The sequence below is a fragment of the Bartonella sp. AC130YNZD genome (assembly GCF_042196865.1).
Lineage (GTDB): Bacteria > Pseudomonadota > Alphaproteobacteria > Rhizobiales > Rhizobiaceae > Bartonella.
In genome coordinates, this window is sequence record NZ_JBHIQZ010000002.1 from 72,418 (window position 1) to 91,600 (window position 19,183).

The 19,183-nt window shown below is 36.8% G+C and carries 14 protein-coding genes; 2 read left to right on the top strand and 12 right to left on the bottom strand.

The genetic code is table 11. The features are described from left to right. Nucleotides 1-120: 120 nt before the first annotated feature. Nucleotides 121-642 (top strand): methylated-DNA--[protein]-cysteine S-methyltransferase, encoded by a 522-nt coding sequence (locus tag ACFINU_RS01250; protein WP_375617619.1) that lies wholly within the window; start codon nt 121-123, stop codon nt 640-642. Here ACFINU_RS01250 and ACFINU_RS01255 read toward each other — a convergent pair. From ACFINU_RS01255 to thiC, 9 genes are all read right to left on the bottom strand, one after another. After that, entirely contained in the window at nt 639-2,960 is a 2,322-nt protein-coding gene (locus tag ACFINU_RS01255; protein ID WP_375617620.1) for an ATP-binding protein, read from the bottom strand. The genes ACFINU_RS01250 and ACFINU_RS01255 overlap by 4 nt on opposite strands. A gap of 286 nt (nt 2,961-3,246) precedes the next feature. Continuing rightward, on the bottom strand, nt 3,247-5,874 hold the full coding sequence (gene pepN, locus ACFINU_RS01260) for an aminopeptidase N (RefSeq protein ID WP_375617621.1): 2,628 nt from the start codon (nt 5,872-5,874) through the stop codon (nt 3,247-3,249). A gap of 73 nt (nt 5,875-5,947) precedes the next feature. Continuing rightward, nucleotides 5,948-6,787 carry a uracil-DNA glycosylase family protein gene (locus ACFINU_RS01265; RefSeq protein ID WP_375617622.1) on the bottom strand — a complete coding sequence of 280 codons (840 nt, stop codon included), beginning with the start codon at nt 6,785-6,787 and terminating at the stop codon, nt 5,948-5,950. Between the two features lie 456 nt (nt 6,788-7,243). Further along, nucleotides 7,244-8,002 (bottom strand): hydroxymethylpyrimidine/phosphomethylpyrimidine kinase, encoded by a 759-nt coding sequence (locus ACFINU_RS01270; RefSeq protein WP_375617623.1) that lies wholly within the window; start codon nt 8,000-8,002, stop codon nt 7,244-7,246. After that, nucleotides 7,993-8,598: a thiamine phosphate synthase gene (locus ACFINU_RS01275; RefSeq protein WP_375617624.1), complete on the bottom strand. Its 606-nt coding sequence runs from the start codon at nt 8,596-8,598 to the stop codon at nt 7,993-7,995. The genes ACFINU_RS01270 and ACFINU_RS01275 overlap by 10 nt, the downstream gene beginning before the upstream one ends. Beyond that, complete coding sequence (locus ACFINU_RS01280) at nt 8,595-9,368, bottom strand: thiazole synthase (protein WP_375617625.1); 774 nt, start codon at nt 9,366-9,368, stop codon at nt 8,595-8,597. Before ACFINU_RS01280 ends, ACFINU_RS01275 begins: the two co-directional genes overlap by 4 nt. 4 nt (nt 9,369-9,372) lie before the next feature. After that, complete coding sequence (thiS, locus tag ACFINU_RS01285) at nt 9,373-9,570, bottom strand: sulfur carrier protein ThiS (RefSeq protein ID WP_273791115.1); 198 nt, start codon at nt 9,568-9,570, stop codon at nt 9,373-9,375. Between the two features lie 3 nt (nt 9,571-9,573). Next, on the bottom strand, nt 9,574-10,524 hold the full coding sequence (gene thiO, locus ACFINU_RS01290; RefSeq protein WP_375617626.1) for a glycine oxidase ThiO: 951 nt from the start codon (nt 10,522-10,524) through the stop codon (nt 9,574-9,576). Continuing rightward, a complete protein-coding gene (gene thiC / locus ACFINU_RS01295) occupies nt 10,521-12,356 on the bottom strand; it encodes a phosphomethylpyrimidine synthase ThiC (protein WP_375617627.1) in 1,836 nt (611 codons plus the stop codon). The genes thiO and thiC overlap by 4 nt, the downstream gene beginning before the upstream one ends. A 1,862-nt stretch (nt 12,357-14,218) precedes the next feature. On the opposite strand from thiC, the gene ACFINU_RS01300 reads away from it, so the two are divergent. Then, nucleotides 14,219-15,193: a tail fiber protein gene (locus tag ACFINU_RS01300; protein ID WP_375617628.1), complete on the top strand. Its 975-nt coding sequence runs from the start codon at nt 14,219-14,221 to the stop codon at nt 15,191-15,193. Between the two features lie 1,153 nt (nt 15,194-16,346). Here the strand turns inward: ACFINU_RS01300 and ACFINU_RS01305 are convergent. Genes ACFINU_RS01305 through ACFINU_RS01315 form a run of 3 tightly spaced genes read right to left on the bottom strand, consistent with a single transcriptional unit; the run spans nt 16,347 to nt 19,182 of the window. Then, complete coding sequence (locus tag ACFINU_RS01305) at nt 16,347-17,180, bottom strand: heme ABC transporter ATP-binding protein (RefSeq protein WP_375617629.1); 834 nt, start codon at nt 17,178-17,180, stop codon at nt 16,347-16,349. After that, nucleotides 17,177-18,274, bottom strand: a complete 1,098-nt coding sequence (locus tag ACFINU_RS01310; RefSeq protein WP_375617630.1) for a FecCD family ABC transporter permease — start codon at nt 18,272-18,274, stop codon at nt 17,177-17,179. Before ACFINU_RS01310 ends, ACFINU_RS01305 begins: the two co-directional genes overlap by 4 nt. A 5-nt stretch (nt 18,275-18,279) precedes the next feature. Further along, complete coding sequence (locus tag ACFINU_RS01315) at nt 18,280-19,182, bottom strand: hemin ABC transporter substrate-binding protein (protein ID WP_375611206.1); 903 nt, start codon at nt 19,180-19,182, stop codon at nt 18,280-18,282. Between the last annotated feature and the right edge of the window lies 1 nt (nt 19,183).

The following is a 19,183-nucleotide window of genomic DNA, read 5'->3' on the forward strand; positions in this document are numbered from 1 at the left end:
TAAAAGGGTGAGAGTGTATTTTAATACAATGGCTAAGGATATAATTTCAGAATGATTTTGTTTGTTTTTAAAAGATAGTGAATACTCTCCTTACTTATTTAAAATATAAAGAAGGCTAAAATGCTGAACATTTCCCAAACGAGATTCTGTTTGAAAGATGTATCAATAGGAAAGCTTTTGGTGGCTAGGTCTCAAAAAGGGATTTGTCATATAGCGTTAGGAGACACTATAGAGCAATTATTACAGGAGTTTACGATACGCTTTGGTGATGCACAACAAGTTGTAGGTGACAATACATTTAAGAGAGAAGTTGCCCATATTATAGCCATGATAGAAACACCTAAGCTGGTAAAAAAATATAATTTTCCCTTAGATATAAATGGTACAGTTTTTCAACGACAAGTATGGGCATTATTATGTGATATACCATGTGGTGAAACAATTTCCTATGAAATCTTAGCGTGCCGTATTGGTATGCCGAAAGCTTTTCGTGCCGTTGCTAATGCCTGTGCACGTAACGAATTGGCTGTTATCATTCCTTGTCATCGTGTTGTACGTAAAAATGGTTTTATTTCAGGGTATCGTTGGGGGGACAAACGGAAACAGATTTTACTACAACGAGAACAAAATGGAGAAATTTAACTTTGTGTGATGGGCATTATAATCGTTACAGTTGTTCCTTTCATTTCTTTTGAAGTAATTTCAAGTTTTCCTTTGTGGAGTTCTAGCAAGGAGCGTGAAATGGCTAAGCCAAGACCTGAGCCCGTATGAGATTTAGTAAGCTGATTTTCAACTTGTTCAAAAGGTTGCCCAAGTTTTTTAATTGCTGATTGGGGAATACCAACACCTGTATCTGTAATTTTAAAAATAAGATTATTTTTTTTCTTGAAAGCGCAGACATCAATATTTCCACCAGAAGGCGTAAATTTAACGGCATTAGAGATGAGATTAAGGAAAATCTGTTTCATTGCACGACCATCAACTTCAGCATGAAGTTCTGGGGTAATGTTTGTTGTAACAACAATATTTTTTTCTTGAGCTTGAGGCGTTAATGTTCGTACTGCTTCACTAATGATGGGCTCAAGATCGGTATTTTTACAATCAAGCGTAAATCTTCCTGCTTCGATTTTTGACATATCAAGGATGTCATTGATAAGGGTTAGAAGATGGGTTCCTGAATTGTAAATATCATGCATATATTCCTTATAGCGTTGTGAACCAAGAGGACCAAAAGTTGATTGCAACATGATGTCTGAAAAACCAAGAATAGCATTCAGAGGCGTGCGCAATTCATGAGACATATTGGCTAAAAATTCTGATTTAGCCTTATTAGCGCTTTCGGCGCGTTCTTTTTCTGCTTTCAAACTTTTATTAAGTTTTTCAACTTCTGTTGCGCGTTGTTGAGCACTCCCTCGCGCGCGCTTGAGTTCTTGAATGAAAGAAAAAAGACGCCTTTCACTGTCTTCAAATTTTTCCTGTTGTTGTTTAAGCTCAGAAATGTCAGTACCAATACAAACCAATCCTCCATCTTGGGTTCGTCGTTCGTTAATTTTGAGCCAACAACCATCTGCCGTTTGGCGAATACTGGTTAAGTTACCAGTACCATCATCTTTAAGGGGATATTCACTGAGTGCAGGGCGTGCCATGGCTTCAACGGTTGCACGTTGGATCCCTGATTGTAGAATTTGTTTAGGAATAGCGGCATATTCGCAAAATTTGCTGTTGGACATGACTAAACGTCCTTCAGCATCCCACAAGACGAAAGATTCTGAAATGTTTTCAATCGCATCACGGATACGAAGGTCGGCTTGCGCCGTTTGTTCAGCCAATTGTTGCTGTTCACTAATATCGAAAGAAATACCAACCAAATGGGGTTCTTCTTCTTCAGTCACTTCGGCACGAATGCGCATCCATACATAATGACCATCAGCATGACGCATAGGAACGTTAATATCGATATGCTTTTTTTTACCGCTCATTAATTCCTGAGCAAGGTCAAAAAAATTCGCATCATTTGGATTGATAATGGCGCTAATTTGGGAAATTGAGAGCAATGCATCTTGAGGGACATAGCCGAGCATTTCGTACATTGCTCGTGACCAGTAGACGCGTCCACTTGCCATATTCCAATCCCATAGTCCACAGCGTCCACGCATCATTGCCATATCAATACGGTTTTGAATTTTTTCTGAAACAAGATCTGTTTTGCGTGCTCGTACAATTTGGTTATAATAAGCATAAAGAAGAGCGAGGATAACGCCACTAGTTCCAATGAACATGGTTATATTTAACGAGAGAGCTTTCCGCCATTCCATGTAAATATGTTGTATTTTTTCACTGATGAATACCCCATATTGTCCATTTTCTGTTTGCTGGAAGGAAGCAAGAGCAGGAATATCTTTTCCTATTGTAATTTTCATGATTCCAGCATGTTTTCCTAGAGCTTGTAAAGTAATGCTTTCAGAGGTAAAATCCTGTAAGGGTTTTCCTAAGACAATCTCGGAACTTGATGAAGCTAGGACATTGCCTTTTTGATCGACAATAGCAATAACAGCGTTTGTTTTTATAAAACCTTTGTTACGAAAATTGGTTAGGATATTTTGTAAATGATTATGAGAAAGAGCAGCAGCTTTTCCTTGTCGAGTGGCGGCAAGTAAGTCACGGTCGATTGTATTGGTAATATGAGAAGCTAAGAGAGTGATGGTAGAATGCGTGTTTTTATCAATTGTGTTGCGCCAATCATAGATTGATAGGAAACGGATTGCTGCTAGTATAACAAGAAATGCAAGAATTACAAATGGGAGTGAACGTCGCAGCCAAGGTTCAATAAAAAGAAGTTTTTTATAGGAAGAACCAGAAAATAGATTGGTACGCTCTGTCCGCTCCTTGCGACTTTGAGCGCTTGATTTTGAATCAGCATACACCTCCCTTGGCGCATTATATGCGTCCAATTTAGCCATCTCGCGTTCCTTTAATTCTGGAATAATGTGATTTAAAAACTGCTTCGATATTCATAGTAACCCCATCGAGTGCAATGAATCAAAACAGGAGTCTTCTGTCCAGTCTTTTTTTTAAAAAAAATAATTTTACTTTTATGATTTTGGAATATGAAAAGAAAAAAGTACTTTAAACGTGATCTATAAACAGGCTTAGATTGCCTGTTTATAGATTTAATGATGATCGAATAGTTTATAGAATTTATTTAAAAAAATATTATAGCATATTGATTTAAAATATTTTTTTGTTTCAAGTGAGCAGACGGTTGATGATATCAGCAACATCGCTTGATAATTTTGGCGCAGCAGCAATCATTTTTAATTCAGTTTCAAGTTTTTGTTGTCGAATAGGTTCTAATTGTCGCCAAGAGCGCATCATTGTTAATAATCGTGAAGCAAGCTGTGGATTTTTTTTGTCAATTTCCAAAATGACTTGGCAAAGAAAATGATAAGACGCTCCATCCATCCTATTAAAGCCCGTGAGATTGTTAGAGGCAAAAACACCGATTAGGGAACGTACACGATTAGGATTATCTTGTGAAAAAAGCGGATGTTGCATGAGCTTTTGAACATTCTCGAGTGTTGATGTGCCAGCAACCATTGCTTGAATAGAAAACCATTTATCCATGACCAAAGGGTCATGCCGATAGCGGTTTTCAAAATCATTTAAGGCATTTTGTGCCTGCTCACTTTCATTAAAACGCTTCACGAGAACAGCGATACTCGCCATACGGTCAGTCATATTATCAGCTGTTGCATACTGTATAGCAGCTCGATTTGGATTGGCTTCAGCAATGGAAAGGTAATCCAGTATGATATTCTTTAATGCTCGCTTTCCAGCTTGTGCTGTGTTTGGTGAATAGGGCTCTTGGGTTTGCATTTGTCCATAGAATTTTGTTAAGAGATCTTGATGAGTTTGTGCAAGTGAAGCTAAAAACTGATGGCGGACATAATGAATACGATCTGGATCAATATTTTTACCGATTGTATGAGCAAGCTCAACTTCACTAGGTAAATTTAAACAGAAGGCACGAAATTCAGGCTCTAAGGTTTCATCTGTTATGATCGTTTCAATCAGCTTTAGCAAAGCAGAAGGGAGTGTTGCTTTTTCTTGTGTTTTATCTTGAATGCTGTGAATCAAAGCTTGCGTCATTAAATGATTAAGAGATTGCCAGCGATTGATGTGATTGTCATCATGTTGTGCAAGAAAAATAAGTTCTCTTTCATTGAATGGAGTGTGTAGAATGATTGGTGCTGAAAAGTCTCGCAGCAGTGATAAAACGGGTTTTTCACGCAGTCCCTTTAATGTAAACGTTTGGCTTTCCTTGGATAAAAGCATAACATCTGATTGAATATCTGTATCTGCTTCATAGGTGAGGTTTTCTCCGTTAGATCCTAACAAGCCAAATACGATAGGGATAAGCATAGGCTTTTTTGTATTTTGTTGTGGGGTTGCGGGAATATGTTGCTTTGTATGAATTGTTAAAACACCATCGCTATAATGACTATCGATTTCTACATTGGGTGTTCCTGCTTGTTCATACCATAGCATGAATTGGGAGAAGTCTTGACCAGACACTTCAGCAAAACAGGTAATAAAATCTTCAATTGTACAAGCTTGTCCATCATGACGTTGAAAATAAAGATCAGTGCCTTTACGAAACAGAGTAGGACCTAAAATAGTTCGTATCATGCGAACAACTTCAGCACCTTTTTCATAAACAGTTGTGGTGTAAAAATTATTAATTTGGCTATATTGACGAGGACGTACAGGATGCGCAAGAGGTCCTGCGTCTTCTGCAAATTGCGTCGCTTTTAATGCTTTTACATTTTCAATTCGCTGTAGGCTGCGTACATTTTGATCTGATGAAAATTCCTGATCACGATAAACAGTGAATCCTTCTTTTAAACAGAGTTGAAACCAATCGCGACAGGTAACACGATTACCGCTCCAATTATGGAAATATTCATGTGCAATGACACGTTCAACATTTCTATAATCCTGATCGGTTGCTGTTTCAGAATCGACAAGAACATATTTATCATTAAAAACGTTAAGGCCTTTGTTTTCCATTGCTCCCATGTTAAAGTCGGACACAGCAACAATATTGAAAACATCAAGATCATATTCGCGTCCGAAACATTGTTCATCCCAACGCATGGAACGTTTAAGAGCATCCATTGCATAGGTTGCGCATTCGGTTTTTCCTTTTTCTACATAGATACCAAGCTCGATACATCGTCCAGATACAGTTGTAAAATGGTCTTCTAACTTATCAAGATCTCCACCTACTAAAGCAAAGAGATAAGATGGTTTGGGATAAGGATCTTCCCAAATGGCAAAATGGCGATTATTCTCTAAAGTTCCTGTTTCCACCAGATTACCATTTGAAAGCAAGATTGGGATTGTTTGGATATCTGCTTCAATTTTCACTCTATAGGTAGAAAGAACATCTGGTCGGTCGTAAAAATAAGTAATACGACGAAAACCTTCCGATTCGCATTGTGAGCAATAAACACCATTTGAAAGATAAAGCCCCATAAGTTGGCGGTTGCTTTCAGGATTCAGTTCCGTAACCAATTTCAATGTAAAAGGAGCCGTTGGTGGCGTTGTAATTTCTAAACGTGAAGGCGTCACTTTATAAGTGTTTGGGGCTAATATCTCATCATTAATAGAAACGGAAATTAAAGTAAGATCATCACCAGAAAGAACTAGAGGTGTTAATTCTTTTGTATCGTGACGGGATTCAATAGACAATATGGCTGTAACATAGGTTTTTGTCGGTGCTAATTGGAAAGAAAGTTGTGTTTTAGGGATAACGTAAGGGGTTGGTTGGTAGTCTTCCAAACGATAAATAGATGTTATTAGCTGTTTCATAGTTTTTTCCCATTTGTATTTTAAGAGTTAAAGAAGGGTGTGTTAATTTTAGAAGCAATATAGGATTAAAGAATTACAAAAGGCTGTCGAGGCGATTTTTTACTTCTAAGAAGTCTATCCATGTAAGCTTCTTTTGACTAGGGGTTCTAAGAAGGTAAGCTGGATGGAAAGTTGGCATAACAGGTATTTTTATATTATCCTCGCTTTCATAGATATGCCATTTCCCTCTTGTTCGGATAATCCCATTTTGAGATCCAGTAAGAAACTGTGCAGCAACGCTTCCCAGTGCTATAAGAACACGAGGACGCGCTAAATAAATGTGCCGTTCAATAAAAGGGCGGCACAAGGCAACTTCTCTTGGTGTTGGTGTACGATTTCCTGGTGGACGCCAAGGAATAGTGTTGGCAATGTAAACATTATTTCTTGTTAAGCCAATTGATGCGAGGATTTTATTAAGCAACATCCCAGCTTTTCCCACAAAAGGAATTCCTTGTATGTCCTCGTCTCGTCCTGGTGCTTCGCCTATAAGCATCAGGGGGCTTCCTGCAGTTCCATCTGAAAAACAGGTATTTTTTGCTGTCAATTTTAATGAACAGCCATTAAATGCAAGGAGAGCAGATTTTAATTCATCAAGTGTTTTTGCATTTTTTGCACTCTCTATAGCAGTGGATTCATTTTGTATAGTCCTAGAGTTATGCAGCTGATGATGATCTAATTTTACGGTTGGAGATGTTTTGGGAGATGCTTGTTGATTATGAGAAATGTTCACAACAGATATTAATTTTCTCTCTGAACAAGCAGACTGCTTAAAACGATCAATAGGAAAATCTGTCAGAACGGCATCCGCACCACTTTCTTTATAAAAGTTTAAGAGTTCTTCATAGGAAATTGAGCACGGCGTTTGATTTAACATTTTACTTTTTCTAATGATCTAGCGATTATAGATCAAACAAAATTATCCTTCAAGTTTTATTAAATGTATTCGCTAGCCATTAGTGTATAAGAACGCTGATAGGATTCTTTCTTTTCACAAAAAAGGCAAATCGTAAAATGCGAATGTTCGCGATTATATGCATCTTTAAATGTATAATTTATTTAAATTGCGCTATTTCAAATTTTTAAACAGACTAAACTCACTCATAATAAAAGAATCTTTTACTGAATGCAAGTGGTGTGATAACATTTTTTATTATTATATTCTATATTTAATACTTAATGAAAGTGAATTTTGTATTATTTTATTTATAAAATAAAGTATAAATTTTATATTATTATATTATTATATTTTTTTAATAACTTTTATTAAAAATATTAAATATATTAATTGAAATATATAAATATTACTTTTATATAAGAAAATACTAAGACGTTATAAACTATTTTTACAATGGGTTAAAAGCAATGTGTGGATATATGCTTTTGCTTTTTTTACAGCTGAAATGAGAGGTTCATTTAATGCCAAATGCGCTGCAATAGCGCTTGAAAGAATGCAACCTGTTCCTCGCATTGTTCCTTTTAAACGTGGAGTAGAGATATTTATGACTTCAGTTTTGTCAATGAAGCTATCAATTGCAAGAGGACCTTCTGCATGTCCCCCTTTTACTAAAATAGAGCGAGCTCCCAATGACAAAAGTTTTTTTGCTTGTTGTATTGCTTGCTTATCATGAGATACCAATGGACTTTGGCTAAGAAGAGAGAGTTCTTCTCTATTCGGTGTTAAAAGATCAACATGAGGAAGCAGTTTATCGATCATAGTGTCGATGATTGTTTCCGTTATTAGTTTTCCTCCTGATGAAGCGACAAGTACAGGGTCCAAAATAACTGGAACATGGGGATAGTCTTTGAGTACGTTACAGATTGCTGCTATAATTGCTTTTGTCCCCGTCATACCGATTTTTATTGCGCTTATTGGATTTGCTTCTAGGGCAGCACGCATTTGCGCAGCGACGAGGTCACCGCGCATTGGAATGATTTCGACAACGCGATTATCATCTTGTACGTTAACACAAGTAATTGCTAAATTTGCTTTTATTTGAAAATGCGCAGTGGTTTCTATATCACGAACAATACCAGCACCTCCTGTTGGATCAGTGCCCGCAACAATAAGAATGGAAGGTATCAACGCCATGTTTGTGTCACTTTTATCCACTGCTGTACACGTTCTTCAGGTTTTTTATGGAGGATAATATCAGTCACAACAGCAGCACTATTTGCTCCTGCTTTTAAAACACCAACTGCGCGTTCTGGTGTTAAACCACCAATACCCACCAAAGGTAAAGCACCAATCCGCTTTCTCCATTGTTTGATTTTCTCTAGTCCTTGCGGCATCCATTTCATTTTTTTTAAGATTGTCGGATAAATAGGACCAAGTGCAATATACTCAGGATTAGCAGAGAGTGCGGTATCCAATTCATATTCATCATGTGTACTAAGACCAACTTTTATACCACTTTTACGAATTGCGTGAAGATCAGCATTGCTCAGGTCTTCTTGTCCCAGATGAATAAAATTACACTTTTCATCAATTGCTATTTCCCAATGATCATTAATAATTAATTGTGCTCCCAATTTATTGCATATGTTTTTTGCACGCTTAATATGTTGACGGATTATTTGTTGATTTTCATGTTTCATACGCAATTGTACGAGCTTGATACCAAGAGGAAACAAACGTTCAATCCAATCAGCGTTATCAACGATGAGGTAAAATGGATCCAGTTTCATGAAAATACCGCTTTTCCAATGATTGGTGTTGAAGGGACTGCTACATTGCGTGCTTCGATCATGCCAGCTTTATATCCCATACGTCCTGCTTGAACAGCTTTAGAAAATGCTTCAGCCATTAAGACAGGATCAGCTGCTTTAGCAACTGCGGTATTAAGCAGTACTGCATCATAACCTAGTTCCATCGCAATGGCGGCATGTGATGGGCGTCCAATGCCGGCATCAATAACAAGAGTAGCATCAGGAAGGTAAGCACGAATAGAACGCAATCCATCAGTATTATGAGGTCCTTTGGCAGAACCAATAGGAGCACACCAAGGCATAATAACACGGCAACCAATGTCGAAAAGTTTTTCAGCAACAATGAGATCATCCGTTGTATAGGCAAAAATTTTGAAACCTTCATTGTTTAAAATTTGAGCAGCTTCGATTAAGGAAAAAATATTTGGCTGTAAGGTGTCTGAATTACCGATAATTTCGAGTTTAATCCAAGCTGTTTTAAAAAGATCTCTTGCTAATTGCGCTGTGGTTACGGCTTCTTTAACAGTATAACAACCAGCAGTATTAGGAAGCACTGTTACCCCAAGATCTTGAAGAAATTGCCAAAATTGTCCACCTTGTTTTCCTCCTGCAGTTTCACGGCGCAAGGAAACAGTTACAATTTCCGTATTCGATTTATGAATAGCATCACGAAGGATTGCTGGTGAAGGATATTGCGCTGTACCTAATAGAAGACGGGAAGAGAATTGTCGTCCATAAAGATTCAGCATAATTTTAGCCTCCTTGCATTGGGCTTAAAATTTCAATTTTATCTCCTTCATGCAAGACAAATTGGCTTCGTGCATCTATAGGAACAACTTCAGCATTAACAGCAGTTGCAAGCCAATTCCCTTCATACCCCAATTCTTCAAGCAAGAGACCGAGAGTCATAACTTCTGTTTGGACTGTTTCACCATTAACAAATATTTGCATGCTTTATTCCAATGCCAATTTCATTGCTCGTTTTGCCATTTCTGGAGACAACAGAAAACCATGTCTATAAAATCCATTAATAGAAATAAAGTTACCATCTTTATGCACAGAAGGGAAGTTATTAGGATAACATGGACGAACACCAACGCCAGATTCAATAATTTCTGCTTCAGCAAAAGCAGGATGTAAAGTATAAGCCGCGTTGAGCAGTTCCATCATTGATCTTACAGAGATTGCACCATCAAAGTCACTTTCAATCATCGTTGCACCAATCATAAAAATATTATCTTGTCGAGGTACAATGTAAAGAGGAAATCGTGGGTGAAGAAGACGAATTGGACGCGAAATTTTAATATCGGTGCAGCGCACGAGAAGCATTTCACCGCGTACGCCCCGTATATTTTTATCTTTTCCTAAACGTGCTATTCCTGTCGCATCAATAACAATATCAAAATTTTTTTCAGCCTTCTCTACATCAACAAAACAGGCTCCATTGTTGAGAAGCTTTTCTTTTAAAGCCATAAGTGCTTTGCGAGGGTCAATATGGGCTTCATTTTCATAAAAGAGTGCACAGTTAAAACGTTCAGCAAGATCTGGTTCAAGATGAGCTATTTCTGTATTATCTATGGTTTTGTGATTATGCGTACGCACAGAAAATCGTTCAAGCTCTCCTCTATCTCGTGTAGGTGCAACCACTAAAGTACCTTTTTGTATGACAAGGTTGGGGAGCGTTTTACGCCACCATTGTATAGCTTGTACACCAAGATCTTCAACAATTTGTTCTGCACTTTCCCTTTCACAGTAAGGTGCGAGCATTCCTCCTGCATACCAACTAGCACTTCCTATAGGTGAATGAGAGGGGGCTGATACAGTAACAGAAGCACCTTTTTGCTTTAACATAAAGGCAGCTGTTAAGCCGCCTACACCTGCACCTTTGATAAGAATGTTCTTCAACTATTTACTTTCTTTTTTTGAGGAGGAACAATTTCCATATAAAGGTCACCATTTTTCTGATATTTTTCGGCCATGGCGATCATACCTTCCCCTTTTGTTTTTCTTATTGCGGCTGCCTCACGAATATCATGGGAAATACGCATAGAACAGAACTTTGGTCCACACATGGAACAAAAATGCACCAATTTATGGGCTTCTTTAGGCATTGTCTCATCATGAAAGGCACAGGCTGTTTCTGGATCAAGAGAAAGGTTAAATTGATCATGCCATCTAAAATCAAATCGTGCACGCGAAAGAGCATTATCGCGCAATTGTGCTCTAGGCAAACCTTTGGCAAGGTCTGCGGCATGAGCAGCAATTTTATAAGTAATCACACCAGTTTTTACGTCATTCCTATCGGGCAGTCCTAGGTGTTCTTTAGGTGTTACATAACACAACATAGCAGTTCCAAACCATCCAATCATAGCGGCACCAATTGCTGATGTAATATGGTCATAACCAGGAGCAATGTCTGTTGTAAGAGGTCCCAAAGTATAAAAAGGCGCCTCATGACAAAGATCTAATTGTTGCTCCATATTTTCTTTAATTTTGTGCATTGGGACATGCCCAGGGCCTTCAATCATAACCTGTACATCTTTTTTCCAAGCAATTTTTGTCAATTCTCCCAAGGTTTTAAGCTCTGCAAATTGGGCTTCATCATTGGCATCGGCAATAGAGCCAGGACGCAATCCATCCCCCAATGAAAGAGAGATGTCATACGTTTTTGCAATATCACAAATTTCATCAAAATGTTCATAAAGAAAACTTTCTTTATGATGATGCAAACACCATTTTGCCATAATAGAACCACCTCGTGAAACAATACCTGTTACCCGATCAACGGTCAAAGGGATAAAAGGTAGTCTTAATCCCGCATGAATGGTAAAATAATCAACTCCTTGCTCTGCTTGCTCAATAAGGGTATCACGGAAAATGTCCCATGTTAAGTTTTCGGCAATACCCTGTACTTTTTCGAGTGCTTGATACAGAGGAACAGTCCCGATGGGAACAGGGGCATTTCGAATAATCCACTCACGAATATTGTGAATGTTTCGACCTGTTGAGAGATCCATAACTGTATCTGCTCCCCAGCGAATGGCCCAAACCATTTTATCAACTTCTTCTTCCATAGATGAAGTCACTGCTGAATTACCAATATTGGCATTAATTTTAACACGAAAATTACGTCCAATAATCATGGGTTCGCATTCTGGATGATTAATGTTTTGTGGGATAATGGCGCGTCCACAAGCAATTTCATTGCGAACAAATTCCGCAGTATAAATTTCTGGTATTGATCCAGCAAATGTTTCATTTGATGGTACATTCTGCCGTTCTTCTACTGCTAATCCTTCATTTTCTCGTATAGCCACATATTCCATTTCTTCGGTAATAATGCCTGCGCGTGCGTAAGCCATTTGTGTAATTGCTTTGCCATTTTTTGCTCGTAAAATAGAACGTTTTTGCTTAAAGGCTGGTGTAAGGTTTTTATCAGAAGTCAATCCATTATCTTCAGGTTTAACTAATCGTGCAGGATAAGTTTCAGTATCATCCCGCTTAGAGAGCCAAGGCAAGCTAATTGCTGGCAGGCCTTTTGTAATATCAATGATCATATCTTTATCTGTGTAGGGGCCAGAAGTATCGTAGACGTTTAAAGGTTTTTCACCACTGCCATCAGCCAGTGAAATTTCACGCAATGGTACGCGCACATCAGAAAAGAGAAGGCTCTGTTGATAAATTTTGCGTGAAGCGGGAAAGGGGCTACAACTGATTGATGGAGTATTTTTCTGCACAAACTTTTTCCTTATAGACACAGAGTTCAAAAATAGGTTGCGATGTTAATGGAGTTATGATGTTAATGGAGATGTATTCAAATTATCAATTACGAGCATTCAGAAGAATAGGGATAGTATTGCTTTATAGCAAAGAAAACCCAATACATCTCAAGAAAAATTATTTTGAAAAACTGAAACAATATCTATTCTAATATTTGCATGCCTCCTCCCACTTGAAGTATTTTTGTTAATACGAATATGGTTGGCTTAAATATCTATATTGTCAATCATAAAAATATATTTTAAACAATTTTGGTTTGTTTTTAAGAGTGAAAATAGATATTATGAAATGATAAACTATGATATTGAAGCTTTTATAAACCAGAATAAAGTTAAAAACGGACTATCAGGGAAAAGTAGATAGTTTATGGCTCTGATTGAGATTTTTTTCATATTAAAATAATAACTCAGAATACCATAAGATCCTCTCATCATATATCTTTTCATATAAAAACATTTCCTTGCACGTCATAAGTGGGAGCGTATAGGGCAAAGCACTTGAAGAAAGGAAGCCAAATGTCATTTAATAAACATTCTAAGATGTGAGGCTGTCAAAACGTGGGGGACAACAAAATGTATGATGGATTCCACTTGTATCTTCAAAATCTTAAAGCTGATGATCTATAATGGCTTGCTATTGTATCATGGACGTGCGCTGTCGTAAAATGAAAGGAGTATATTTTGAGCAATATTTCTTAAAAAGTGCGTAATATGCAATATTATTATATTTTGTTTGGGGTATTCTATTCTTCATGAGGGGATGTTCCCATTAAGAATGCGATAAACAAAAGCGTGAAACAATACCTAATCTTTATTATTAAAAATAATATTGTCTTGAATTAAGAAGAACACCAATAATTGCAAGATGTTGTTTAGAATGATTTATTGTTCTTGCAAAAAAAATATACATATAATAATATATAGAGGGAGATGTGCTAAGTGTGGGAGGGGAAAAGTTGGTTATGGGGCGTTTAAAAAACAAGGATATTGTTCATAAAAATTGGAGGAGGGGTGAGGTTATGCTTTTTAATTTTTTCCGGATCGGATACAACCTTCAAATTTTGTGAAGGTGTGTGATATTTAATATTTCCAAGTATTTTATTTCCAGTTTAATGAAAGTGTGGAGCAAATGTCCATATTGAATATATTTTCTGTGATACCTTTAGATTGAACAAAAGCTTATTCAAAAAAACATTGGTGCTAATCTTGTGACACAATTTCAGAAATAAATTGAATAAAATAGAACAAAGTATGTGCGTGGGAATAAAAACATAATGAAGCATATAAAAAATTTGAAGCTAATTTTTAAAATTTTAATACAAATGATAGCTAAAAGATAGAATTTCTTTGTTTAAAATATATGGTATAAAATATCGACGAGATAGATTTAAGCTATTGAAAAAATAAAAAAAGATAATGTTTAAGTCAGAAACTTTCTATGTGGATGATAAGTTATTACATTCAGTAATGGTTATATGAAATCCATAATAAGGAAAAATTTGAATAGTATTTATAAATTTTGCAACAAGATGCAAGATTTAAAAAATAATTATATAACAACAGCAAAGCAACAAAACAAGATATTAAGTAACATCAGATGAGGTAGTTAGATTATACATTAGAAGAGAAAGCATTAATACTAATGTTATGAAAAGCGTCTGGTGAATTTAGGTTATAAAATTGGAAGGAGTGAAGAGAGATAAAATACGTAAATAAGGATGGTGCAGTGGTTATGATGTACCAGTCAACAGCGGCAGCACATTTTAGTGCACAGAACGAGAAGTTGTTAGAAAAACTATGAAAATAATGGGGGATTTAAAATGTCTAATATTTACGATTGGTCTCTAAAGGCTGATGAAAATGCTTATTCAGATAGTATCATTAATTGGGCAGAAGGACAGCCGCCTAGTTCTGTTAATGATAGTGCACGGGCGATGATGCAGCGCGTGCGCGAATATCTTGCAGATAATGGTGGATCTATTAATTCAAGCTTTATAGTAAATTTGGAAGATAAAACAACATTAATTACCTTAAAGACAGTTTCGCCTATAAAAAAATACAACAATGATATCGTCATACGTTTTAAAGCTTGTGGTGTAAATATTGGCGTGACAACAATAACTGTTAATAATATAGGAGAAAAGCTTATCTATAAAGCCACTGATACGGGGGTTATACCATTAGAAGGTGGAGAATTTCAAACAGATGGCATTTATGAAATAGTATACAATAATGGTGTTTTAATAAAAGAGCATGAGGGTTGGTATTTATTAAACCCTACACCACCAAAGATAGAAAGTTTCCCCTCTGGATTCATTGCAACATTTGCTATGCAAAATGTGCCAAATGGTTGGCTTTTATGTGATGGTAAAGCCTATAAGCGTGAAGATTATCCGCAGTTATTCGAGGCAATAGGTGATAAATGGGGAAAAGACAGCAATAAAACTTTTAAAGTTCCTGATTTTAGAGGTATGTTTTTACGCGGCTTTGATAATGGTCGGGGTTTAGATGGTGGTAGAAAGTTTGCAGATGAACAACAAGATAGCATAAAATCACATACGCATATTGGGAGTATTGAAAACGCAGGCGAGCATGCGCATAATTTTGAGTATCAAGGGGTAGGATGGCCCGTTGGTGATATTGGGAGACTCCCGAATCATTATACTTATAATGCGACCCTGAAAGGGAGAACAGCTTCTGCTGGTGCACATACACACAAGGTAACTCTTTCCCATACGGGTGAGGCAGAAACGCGCCCTGTTAATACAACCGTTGTCTATGCTATAAAATCATGAGTATGTTTAAGTAATAATAATAATCTATACACCTTGATAATTTTGTTAACGCGGAGCAATTCCGCGTTATTTTCTATGCATATGAAAAGGAAATCTATATTGTTAATAGGATACTTGAGAGAGTCAAAAAACAATTTTAAAATGATTGAAAGAAAGAGTTAAGGATATAATTTATTATAAAAAAAAGAAAATCATAACTTTTTTATAATTGTACGATAACATAGGGAAAATGTGTAAAAATCATTTAAACTGTGCCGTGAAGAGATCTGGAGATATATTTTTTCATAAGGTGTTTTGATAGGGGAAGGTAATAAAATTATTCAACCTGAGGCATAAAAAAGTACAATATTTTTAGCGTTTTTTGTGCAAAAATAGCATACCCCTGTATGAGTTAATTCATCTTATAAAGATATTTTTCACCTTGTTGTCGATTTCATTTCTTTACATTGCCATGGTAGGAGGCTTTATCTGTAAATGATAGTGTACCCCTTTGAGTGGAATCATCGTTATGCTTGTGAAGCAGCAGAGCAACGCTATTTCTATACTCTCTCCTCATCCCTATATTCCGTATTGTTTTTGCATTAGGGGGCTTACAAGAAGCGTTATTGAGTTTATTTTAAAGTTTTTATTCAATAGGTTAATTCTTTATGATATGCCAATAAACAATTTTTTAATAGAGAGAGAAAAGTAAAAATATCATTGTAAATCAATATTTATTTATAAAAAAAGCTAAAGTATATGTGTTATAAAGAAAACATTACCATTAAAGCTACAAATAAATCTTTTATGGAGGGGAGAAAGGTACTTGATTTCTATATAGTCCTTAGAAGATATAAATAATACACCCGTTATTATAACAAAGGCATTTGTATGTATTTCTTGAATCATTTTTATAAAGATAAAAGTGATAGAAAGAGTGGGAAAACGCATATTTATGTTGTATAAATTCGTATTATCTAAAAATTTGATAACAAAACAAAACTTCACATGTTTTTAGTTACGTAAAATCTTGAAAGATTTTAAACTGGTATTTTTTTCAAAAAATATCTTTAGGGTAATTGGTCTTCTTTTTTTATGATAGATGACAAAAAGGAATTCATATAAAAATAAAAAAGATTCTTGAATATTTGCGTGTTTTATTTTGCTATGGACTTTAGTTTTTAGATTGAAGCCGATAGCTTAGAGATCTAATTTCATAGGAGGATGTCGTTTGAGGGAGTATAAAAGGGATATCTTCTTTAGGTAATTCAGAAACGTTTAAAGAACAATGATAAACATTGCGGAGATTTTGTGTTGTCAAAACATTAGTTGCATTTCCTTCGCAATAAATCTTACCTTCCTTGAGCAAGATCATGTTATCTGCATAATGTGCCGCGAGATTGAGGTCATGAAGAACAGCAAGAACGCCGCCACCAGAATGAGCAAATTGTTTAGCAATATCCATAACGATGATTTGATGTTGAATATCGAGGCTAGCAATAGGTTCATCTAATATCATCCAGCGAGGAATCCCATTATGAACAGGTTTCCAGACTTGGCAAAGTACACGGGCAAGTTGCACTCTAGCTTGTTCTCCGCCTGATAATTGGTGATAATACAGGTTGCCATAATCAGAAAGGTCAACGCACTCTAAAGCTTTCTGGATAAGATTTTGCAATTCGGCTTTGGTAATGCTAAATTGGTTTACAGAAAGGCCAAGCCCTACAACTTCATGGACTAAGAATGGAAATACGAGCGTTGTTGATTGTGGTAGTACAGCGCGCATTTTTGCCATTACATGAGTTTTTGTTTGGCATACATTATAACCATTTAAGGTTATTTTTCCACTGTAAGGAATTTCACCACTCAGAGCTTTGATAAAAGTACTTTTTCCTGATCCATTAGGACCAATAATAATGGTAAATGCACCACTTTTAGCTTGAAGATTAATGTGTTTAAGAATCTGCTTCTTTCCGCGCTGAACACAAATATTTGTCGCTTCAATCATGAAAAGTCTGTTCCTCGTTTGCATATAAGGATCCATAGAAAGAAAGGTGCACCAAAAAGTGCTGTTACAATCCCAATCGGCAATTCTGCGGGGGCAACAATTAAGCGTGCAAACATATCAGCAAAAATAAGTAATGCTGCTCCCAAGAGAGCAGAGCAAGGAATGAGATAGCGATGATCAGGACCAATGAGCTGACGTAAAATATGAGGAACAATAATACCAATAAAACCAATACCACCACTGACAGCAACAGCACTGCCGCACATAAGAGCAACAAGAGGAATAGCAATATTTTTGACGCGTTGAATATGGAAACCAATATGGCCAGCAACAGCTTCTCCAAGAGCAAGGGCATTAAGTGCTCGTGATAAAAAGGGAGAGAAAAGAAGACCAATAACAATAAAAGGGAGAACGAGCCATACTTTCAACCATGTAGCGCCCGCAAGAGAGCCCAGACTCCAAAAAGTGATATCACGCAGTTGTTGATCATTTGCGACAAAAATCAATGTTCCGACAACAGCACTGCTTAATGCACCAAGAGCAATACCAGCAAGCAGCATGGTTGCAATAGAGGTAAAGCTGTTATGCGTTGCTATTATGTAGAGAATAATCGTTGATAAAAGTCCACCAAAAAAAGCACCTATGATAACTTTATAAGGCTCTAGAAAAGGTGCAAAAGAAACAGGAAAAGCAATGCCGACAACAATTGCTAAGACTGCTCCAAGTCCAGCACCTGCTGATACACCTACAATTCCGGGATCTGCAAGAGGATTACGAAAAAGCCCTTGCATAAGAACACCGGAGACAGCTAAAGCTGCTCCAATCAATAATCCCAAGATAACACGGGGAAGCCTTATGTCGATGAGCACGAGGTAATCACGCGTTTTACTACTTACCGAAAAATCTTGTGTAAGCATCACATGGAGGAGATCAACGAAAGAAACCTTTGCTGCACCATTCAAGAGCCCACCAAAAATACTGAAAATAAGGAATATTATTAAGCTTAATAATAAAATCTTCCCCTGTTTTGAACGGTTTATTTTTTTACCTTCTTTTTCTTTAGGTAAATGCATCCTGGATGTACCGTCTACCATTTTTATCAGCTCTTACCGTTTTGATGTGCACCATAAAGTATCTCAATAAGCTCTCTTGATGCGTCTGCAGTACGTGGACCAAATCCCAAAAAATACATAGCATCCATCTGTTTTATGGCATGATTTTTCGCTGCAGTTGTTGCTTGAACTGCCGGTATGGCTAAAATCTTATCAATGCTGGTTGATCTTGCACCATGTTTTACAAGCAAAATAACATCAGGATCTGATTTCAATAATGCTTCGCCGTTGAGAAGTTTATATCCTTTATAATCGGTGATAGCATTGATAGCGCCTGAAAGTTTGATCATACTATCAGCTGCAGTACCTGTTCCAGATGCCATGACGCGTCCATTTTGCACAGAGAAAACAAAAAGAACACGCTTTGGTGTTGTTACTTTCGCCAAAAGCGCATCGTTGTCTAAAAAATTACGCTTCAATTTCTCAATTAACGCCGCGGCTTGCACTTCCCGATGAATGGCTTGACCAACGAGGCGAATCTTTTCTATCACATTTTCACGAGAGTAGTCTTCTGGTATAATCACCAGAGGTATCGATGTTTTTTTGAGAATATCAATTGTTGAAGCGGGACCACTTCCTTCAACAAGCAATATACCCTCTGGAGCAAGTGATAAAACACCTTCAGGTGAAAGAGCACGCATATATCCAAGCACAGGAAGCTTGAGCGCTTCTTGTGGGTAGACGCTTGTACTATCACGAGCGACAAGTTGATCTTGGGCTCCCAATGCATAGACAATTTCTGTAAGTGCTCCGCCGATAGAAACAATTCGAGCATTTTCAGGAAAACGCGTTGCAGGTTCAGCAATTACTTGTTTAGAAAAACAAGTAAGAGAGAGCAGTAAACACGTAAGAAAAAGGTTTGATAACCTATGTAAAAGAGATATGAACATG

Coding starts and splice junctions, on each gene's coding strand:
- ACFINU_RS01250 (WP_375617619.1), top strand. CDS start 121: ATGCTGAACATTTCCCAAACGAGATTCTGTTTGAAAGATGTATCAATA.
- ACFINU_RS01280 (WP_375617625.1), bottom strand. CDS start 9,368: ATGCTGAATCTTTATGGACGACAATTCTCTTCCCGTCTTCTATTAGGT.
- ACFINU_RS01300 (WP_375617628.1), top strand. CDS start 14,219: ATGTCTAATATTTACGATTGGTCTCTAAAGGCTGATGAAAATGCTTAT.
- ACFINU_RS01305 (WP_375617629.1), bottom strand. CDS start 17,180: ATGATTGAAGCGACAAATATTTGTGTTCAGCGCGGAAAGAAGCAGATT.
- pepN (WP_375617621.1), bottom strand. CDS start 5,874: ATGAAACAGCTAATAACATCTATTTATCGTTTGGAAGACTACCAACCA.
- ACFINU_RS01275 (WP_375617624.1), bottom strand. CDS start 8,598: ATGAAACTGGATCCATTTTACCTCATCGTTGATAACGCTGATTGGATT.
- ACFINU_RS01265 (WP_375617622.1), bottom strand. CDS start 6,787: ATGTTAAATCAAACGCCGTGCTCAATTTCCTATGAAGAACTCTTAAAC.
- ACFINU_RS01255 (WP_375617620.1), bottom strand. CDS start 2,960: ATGGCTAAATTGGACGCATATAATGCGCCAAGGGAGGTGTATGCTGAT.
- thiS (WP_273791115.1), bottom strand. CDS start 9,570: ATGCAAATATTTGTTAATGGTGAAACAGTCCAAACAGAAGTTATGACT.
- ACFINU_RS01315 (WP_375611206.1), bottom strand. CDS start 19,182: ATGTTCATATCTCTTTTACATAGGTTATCAAACCTTTTTCTTACGTGT.
- ACFINU_RS01270 (WP_375617623.1), bottom strand. CDS start 8,002: ATGGCGTTGATACCTTCCATTCTTATTGTTGCGGGCACTGATCCAACA.
- ACFINU_RS01310 (WP_375617630.1), bottom strand. CDS start 18,274: ATGGTAGACGGTACATCCAGGATGCATTTACCTAAAGAAAAAGAAGGT.